Origin of the sequence: Arenibacter sp. F20364, from assembly GCF_023015905.1 — a bacterium.
GTDB lineage: Bacteria > Bacteroidota > Bacteroidia > Flavobacteriales > Flavobacteriaceae > Arenibacter.
This window is the reverse complement of the sequence record NZ_JALKBD010000067.1, coordinates 1-7053: the sequence shown is the minus strand read 5'-3', so window position 1 is coordinate 7053 and position 7053 is coordinate 1. Positions and strand designations below refer to the sequence as shown.

Genomic DNA, 7053 nt, shown 5'->3' with positions numbered 1-7053 from the left:
TCGAAATGACGATCTGGAAACCTTCAGTTTATAACTCATACCTTTAACTGTCTCTCTACCTGTATCATATTTGATATTTACCCCAAAATCAAATTCTTGAAATAATGTCATTTTATCCGCTTGAAAAATAAAATTTCTTGGGTCTCGACCGGACAAAATTATCATAAATAACTCATAAACAATTAAATACAAATCAAACTCACGTTAATAGAAAATTGCCCCTTAAAAGGGAAATAGGATAGCCCCGACAATAATATTTAGGCGAAGTTCAAAATAGGTAGTTTGTTCGTTTCACGTTTACCTATAAGCCTTCGGCTCCGCTTAGGGTAAAGCACGAGGATTGGGGTCAGTGTTAAATTAATGATTTGGGGCAGGAGGGGAGTGGTAGGGGAGTAACACTTCGCTTTATAATGGGGAGGCCAATGAAATGCAAGGATTTCAGTGCCAATGGACCATTTGTCGAAGAAAGAATTCAGTACATCGAGGAAATATAGGTGTTAATTTTGCTTTAAACTAATGTTAATGAGGGTTTTGCTTACATAAAAATGGGATTTTTATTGTATCTTTTAGCTGCAAATCAAGAAATCAAATGATATAAGAGTGTACCAAAGAAAAAATCGTTAAACCTAAAAACAAAGCTTGTCCTATGGAAACAACCCCAAAGATTAGTAGAAATTTAATTAGCAGGCCCTCCAATAGTGGATGTATTCTTAAATTGGAAAGAACGAACAATGATCTGTGCCAATTGGAAAGAAAAATGACCTCTTATGTATGTGAACCTAACACATATAGTTTGTTTATTAAATCTGAAACCCTAAGACATACTTTGCAATCCTTGAAAAATACGAATGCAGAATTGATCAAGGCCTTAAAAAGGGAAAAGGATTTAAAGATTGATCTCTTTGAAAAAACAATGACCCAGATTCGTTCTTATTTGGAAGTTCAGAAGTCGGTTGAGGAATACAGCAACATGCTAAGGTATTAAATGATTTCTAGTACTTTCTGGTAATGTTTAAACAACTACATTTACCTAAAGACCAAAACATCATCGGGAAACTAGAAAGAAAAGCTCTGAATATTTATGTTCAGAGCTTTTTTATTGGGTATGCTATTCCTGGGGGTTATCCTAATATGATTTTAAAGGGTGTCAGAACGCAATAGGGGAAATTGGTTGGGACGAGTCCGTACAGTCCGATGACAGTGCAACAGCTGGACTAAAAATTGAGGGGAGGCCTGGTTTGACTTAAGGCTTTACAATACTAGGCCAGCGCGCCATCTCGCATAAAATATAGGAGATACTCAATCTCGCATATTTTATCGTATTTTACATAATGTAAATTATGTTTCAAAAACGAAACATAATTTGACGTTATATTAAATAGCGATAAGTTATAAGTAATTGCGGCGAATTCCTATGTCAAATATGTTGCCGCTAAGAATCTGTTTGTGTAACAAAAGTGATTGCCTAATAGTGGACAATCACTTTTTTTAGTTCTAAAATAGGATTGAATAGTTTAAATGAATTAGTCTGAATTTAACTATCTTCGTTATTTAAAGGAGAATGGTGCTCTGCAACAATTTTCCATCCGTCACTTGTTTTTAAAAATAGCAAGGATATTTGGTCATTTACCACGACAAGGTCTTCACCGAATTTTAAATGAAAATCAGAATGAAAGGTTACGTTAGCTACGTCGCCATATACTGCAATTTGTAAATCGTTAGAATCAAATTTCACAACTTCGGTAAGTGCCCCGAAAACTTCACGTTCATAGCTCTCATTACCTGCACTACCAACACGGTGTTCTCCCTTATTAAATTCGGTGAACTTTGGGCTGTAGGCATGAAGGGAAATCAACTTATCCATATCGCCGTCTTTAAGACTTTGTGCAATTGTGCCGATGGTTTCCATTATTTCTTGTTTTGATTCAGGAAATTCATCGTTTAATAAATCTACAGGTGCCATTTCTGATTGAGCCGTGCAACCTGTTGTGAAAAGTGCTAATAACAGCATACTAGCTAGTGTTAATTTTGATTTCATAATGAAAAGTTTTAGTGATTGTTTTTAAGTGAAGTACAAGACTATCTCGCACCAATATTTGAATAATCCAAAGATGGGAATACGAGATAAACGCTACCTAACAATCATGTGGCAAGCTTGTTAAGCTTTTGTCCATGAATTTAAATTATGATGCAAAATCTTTAAATGATGTTGAAAAGATAATTTAAAGGGTTAATTTTCTGAAGAGGTTTTAATCGGTATTCCGATACTAGAAAACCCAACTTTTTCATAGAGATCTTTGTAACGTGGATCTTTTCTAATTGGGGCTAACAAAGGTTCTTCTCTTAGCCAAGTCATTTCTACCTCATGTCTATCATAGGATTTTTGGAGCCAATCAATAGCTTTTTCATAATCATTTACAGTACAATAGTACATCGCTAAAAACCAAGCGGGGCTACCTGATGAATTTTCAAAATAACTGGTGTATAGTTCTGTCAAATAGGTGCTGGTAAGTTCAGAATCGCCATCCATTTGTGCGTATACTGCGTTAAGCCACATCAGTATCGGCGGATAATCAGAAAATTGTGATAGTATTTTTTCAAGCTGGATTTTAGACTTTTCATATTCTGCTAGATAGTAGTATAGTTTTGCCGACTCCCTTAAATAGAACCAATTGTCATTATAAAAGGGATCCGTTCGAGTTAATATTTCTCTGGCTTCATCAGCAGAACCCATATAAAACATGGCCTCTGCCCTAAAAAACGGATAAAATACATTTGACGGATCATTTAGGCTAAAACGTTCAACTGCCTTAAGGGTTTCTTCAGGTCTTCCGGTTTTAATGGGGTAATCTAATGAAATAACTGAGGACTTGTCCTTAGTGGAATTGCTTACTATATTTTTATAAAACTGCTCTACAAGTTCAAAATTCCAATCATAAAAAAAACGTCCTGTATTAAGTTCTTCGGCAACGCCTTGATTGTCGGGATTTATTTTCAGCGCTTGTTCTAGCAACACCTTTGCATTACCCCAAGCCATTTGCTGATCGTAAAAACCCCAAACTGACCCACCCATATGCCAAACATTAGCCATCTCTATATAGGGTTCCACAAAATTCGAATCTGCTGCAATTGACTTTTCATAAAGGTTGATAGCATTTGAATAGGATAATTCGTTTGCTTTTAGCCTTTGAAACTCCCCTTGTAGATAATAGGCATAGGCCAGTTTACTGTTAGTAGGGATTTTTTTAATGGCGACCAACTCGTTTTCAGAGATGGTAGCTTTCATATTTCTGGCAACTGCCTCGACTACTTCTGCCTGCATTTCAAAAATTTCGTCGCTTTTCCATTCCCCAGTGTATTCTTCCGACCAAAGATGCACATTGGAACGGCCATGTATCAATTGTAGATTAATTTTGATTTTATTCCCGGAAAGTTGAAGATTTCCTTGAAGAAGATTCGCCACACCTAACTCCTTGGCTATTTCTTTAATAGGTTTTTCTGTCGACTTGTATTGTAGCGATGAAGTAAACGGAATCACTTTCTCAATAGCTCTGACCTTTGTAAGCCTTGAGGTCACAGCATCGGTCATACCATCTGAAATATATTCCAAATCGGGGTCGCCCGTCCAGTTTTTAAAAGGTAGAACGACTATCGATTTTTCATCAATAACATTGTTTTCATCCGTTTGAACAGATTTATCAGAGGAAGTATGATAAAAATATAAAGCAGCAATTGTGACAGGTATGAGCAGTGTTACAAGAATCAGGATATTCTTGAAATCATTTTTTTTAGATTTTGATACAGTAGTTTCAATGCTTAAACCATGCTCTTTTTTCGAAGAGTAACTTTCGTCTTGTTCTTCGACAACCATCGGAATTCTCGATTTAACTTCACCGGGTGTATAGCCATGAAATTTATGGAAACAAGTATTAAAATAGGTCGCACTACTGAAGCCAACTCGGTAAGCAACTTCTGAAGCCGTTACGTCTTCTAGCCTCAGAATTTCTAAAGCCCTTTTTAATCGATACTCTCTGATAAATTGGCTTGTAGAAACACCTTGAAGTTTTTCTAATTTTCGATGAAGGCTCGAACGGCTCATACCCACCGCCTGTGCAAGAATATCAACTCCGAATTGGTCGTTGTTCAAGTTCGATTCGATTTCTTTAGTCAGTCTGTCAATCAATGTTTCCCGTGTTAAATTTTTTCGGGAATCATTTGATTGATTGTCGTCAGTGCTCATTTCGATATTAAAATTTCTTCAGGAGGAAGTATTCCAAATTACAGAATTTCAATAGAATTTGTTTGAAAAAATCAAAACATTTTGATCTTGGTCAATTTATTCCCATTCCACACACATTTACAAATGGCGTGCTTATTGTTTTTAAGGTATTTGTGAATCTCCTTCGTCGATTTCACTTCCCTCCTACGTCGTCGTGTAAAAAGTGTTTATTCACAAGGTTTTCATTGTTTTTTAAAGGAGTTCATGAACCTCGCAAAGGAGCTCGGTTTCATTAACATTGTAAAGAAACTTTTGGAGTAAAATTTTTTGAAGAAACTGTAGAATGAACTTTCGCTTTTTACCAAAGCTCAAGTTACATAACCTGCCCGAATGAATTCGTTCAGGCGGGCGCGGAACATTATAGTACATTTAATAACGTTTTGGCAAATAGCCTAAAATGCATAATTTTCGTATAGCTCCACTATTTTGCATAATACCAGATATGGCTTCTTTAGAACCATATCTGGTATTATGTAAAAGAAAATTTTGCCTACAAGGCCACCACTACATCTCGCCGAAAAAATCAATCACCCACCGGGTAATCCATTTTTATCGCGTATGTAAAAGCTAAATTCAAGACTAAAGTACCTGTCATAACTAGAGAATCAGGCTATTTTGATCTATCTAAGGTCTTATAGGTTTTTGGCCTCTTCTAAGTAAAAATCTTTTAAATGTTCCTGTCCATAGGTTGGTGCAATATTGTCCTCCGCCATCAGGGTCAGAAAAAACTCGATAGGGCCATAGGTTTTAACACTTGTGAAAGATCTTAAACACCGAATGCTTAGTTTTCTTGACCAATCGGGCAAATGAACGATTTTTATGGGCTTGTTCAAAGCGGTCAGGGCGAGTTTGGCAATATCATTAAGACTCAGAACATCGGGGCCTCCAATGGTCAATTCCTTATTGTCATCATCCAAGGCGGCTACAATGGCCCTTGCAAGGTCCGCGCCATGAATAGGGTTGAATTTTTGATTGCCAGATCCAAACAAAAACACTCGACCCGATTTGGCGATTTGTAAAAAGTGGCCCATATCTGAAAAGAAACCGTTTGGCCGCACTATGGTATAGTTGAGCCCAGAAGATTTTAAAGCAGCGACAAACTTCTCTTTGGCTTCAAAAATCTTTAAATCCCGATGTTTGTCGCCATTAATGGCAGAAACGTATACAAACTGTGCTACACCACTTTTTTTGGCTTCTTCGAGCAAATTCATATTGGCCCTATAATCTACATCCATATAGGTTAGACCATCTTTTTGTTTTGTAATGCCGACCGTGGATATTACCGTGTTAATTCCTTTACAAATGTCTCGTAATGTTTCAGGCTTGGTGACCTCGGCCTGTTTTATCTCTAAATAGTTTTCATTACTATTTTGCAACTTTTCAGGATTGCGTACAATAGCGATTACCTGATTTTTTTTATCTAGCAGTTCTTTTAATAAATACTTGCCCAAATAGCCCGTGGCGCCCGCCAATAATATGTTGGTATCTTTCATTTAGGTAACTATATTACGCCGGTTTAGTTGAACTTTCTTTTAAGAATATAGCGGGTAATAAAAATACCGTTGTCATCGTTTTTCCCCGCATCGCTTTCTACGGCACTGGTTATGAACATCAGGTCCCAACCTTTGGAAAGCATTTCGGTCAATTTTGAAGAAATCAAGGCATCATTGGCGGCTATATTTTGAAACCGGATTCCACCGAGGTTATAAAAGTTCAATAATTTCGTTTCTTCAAAATTTTTAAGTCTAATATCTTTTCTTTTCGATTTGTTTCTGGTATTGTTTTCTTCTGTTCTACTAGAGGTAAATTGTTTGTAATCCCTTTCTTCGTTTGACGAAATTAAACGTGATCGTCCCAGCCCGCTCGGAATGATAGATTCTACACTTGTAATGACCTTGATCTCAAATGCTTGTTTCGATGTTTCCTGCCCATACATATGTGCTACTGACAATGCAAGTAATGTGACTATTGACGCTAACTTTTTCATGAGTTTATTGATTAAATGATTGTTTTCTATTGTTAATTAAATTCTTTCGTTAATGATTGACGGATAATGGTATTGCGTTGAGAGCCTGTATGGTCTTGCCGATGGCTCGGCAATACAATTGTGGCATCGTGTTCTGGCACAAAGCCAATCATGCTATTTAGAATATTCCCTAAATAAGTTTTGGCTCCTAAAATGGATGAATTCATAATTGATCGTTTTTTGATTATTAATTTTCAGCAAAGATTCACCGGATTATTAGGTAAATCGTTCTAAATTATAATCTGAAACGAAATAGGCGAGATTTACAATGAGTTGGCTTTCATCCAAGCCCTAGGGGTTACCCCTTCTATTTTTTTAAAATAGGTGTTGAATACGGTTTTAGAATTAAAACCACTATCATAAGCCAACCCAAGAATGGTAAGGTGCGAATTATTGGAATCGAGTGCTATCAATTTAAAGTGTTTGAGGCGATAAGAATTAACAAAGTCATTAAAATTAACATCAAACGCCTGATTGATCAGAAATGATATTTTATTGTTGTTCAGCTCCAAAACCTGAGCAACGAACTGTAAGTTTAATTGTGGATTTAAAAAAGGTTCATCTTCCTTAAAATATGAAAGTAATTTGCCTTTTAGTTTCTTTATTTGGTCTTTATCCAAAACATTTGCTGTTGCCTTCTCTTCAACTTTCTTGGCCTAGTGACCTCATAGCTGCATAAAACGACAACTTAGCTCACAGGTACTGAAAACACTGGCACTTCTTATACAATGGTTACATCTCAAAAGTT

7 protein-coding genes are annotated in these 7053 nt (G+C 36.3%); 1 reads left to right on the top strand and 6 read right to left on the bottom strand.

All coding sequences use genetic code 11. The annotated features are described in order from the left end of the window. The first annotated feature begins 646 nt into the window (after positions 1 to 646). Positions 647 to 985 carry a hypothetical protein gene (locus MWU84_RS23415; RefSeq protein ID WP_246906422.1) on the top strand — a complete coding sequence of 113 codons (339 nt, stop codon included), beginning with the start codon at positions 647 to 649 and terminating at the stop codon, positions 983 to 985. 549 nt (positions 986 to 1534) lie between these two features. Here the strand turns inward: MWU84_RS23415 and MWU84_RS23410 are convergent. The 6 genes from MWU84_RS23410 to MWU84_RS23385 form a co-directional block, all read right to left on the bottom strand. Beyond that, on the bottom strand, positions 1535 to 2038 hold the full coding sequence (locus MWU84_RS23410; protein ID WP_246906420.1) for a nuclear transport factor 2 family protein: 504 nt from the start codon (positions 2036 to 2038) through the stop codon (positions 1535 to 1537). Between the two features lie 192 nt (positions 2039 to 2230). Next, positions 2231 to 4240, bottom strand: coding sequence for a helix-turn-helix domain-containing protein (locus MWU84_RS23405; protein ID WP_246906418.1), 2010 nt, complete (start codon positions 4238 to 4240; stop codon positions 2231 to 2233). Positions 4241 to 4911: 671 nt separating this feature from the next. After that, complete coding sequence (locus tag MWU84_RS23400; RefSeq protein WP_246906416.1) at positions 4912 to 5772, bottom strand: SDR family oxidoreductase; 861 nt, start codon at positions 5770 to 5772, stop codon at positions 4912 to 4914. A gap of 23 nt (positions 5773 to 5795) precedes the next feature. Beyond that, entirely contained in the window at positions 5796 to 6266 is a 471-nt protein-coding gene (locus MWU84_RS23395; protein ID WP_246906414.1) for a hypothetical protein, read from the bottom strand. A gap of 32 nt (positions 6267 to 6298) precedes the next feature. Next, positions 6299 to 6472 carry a hypothetical protein gene (locus MWU84_RS23390; protein WP_246906412.1) on the bottom strand — a complete coding sequence of 58 codons (174 nt, stop codon included), beginning with the start codon at positions 6470 to 6472 and terminating at the stop codon, positions 6299 to 6301. A 96-nt stretch (positions 6473 to 6568) separates the two neighbouring features. Next, a complete protein-coding gene (locus MWU84_RS23385) occupies positions 6569 to 6925 on the bottom strand; it encodes a helix-turn-helix domain-containing protein (RefSeq protein WP_246906410.1) in 357 nt (118 codons plus the stop codon). Positions 6926 to 7053: the final 128 nt, after the last annotated feature.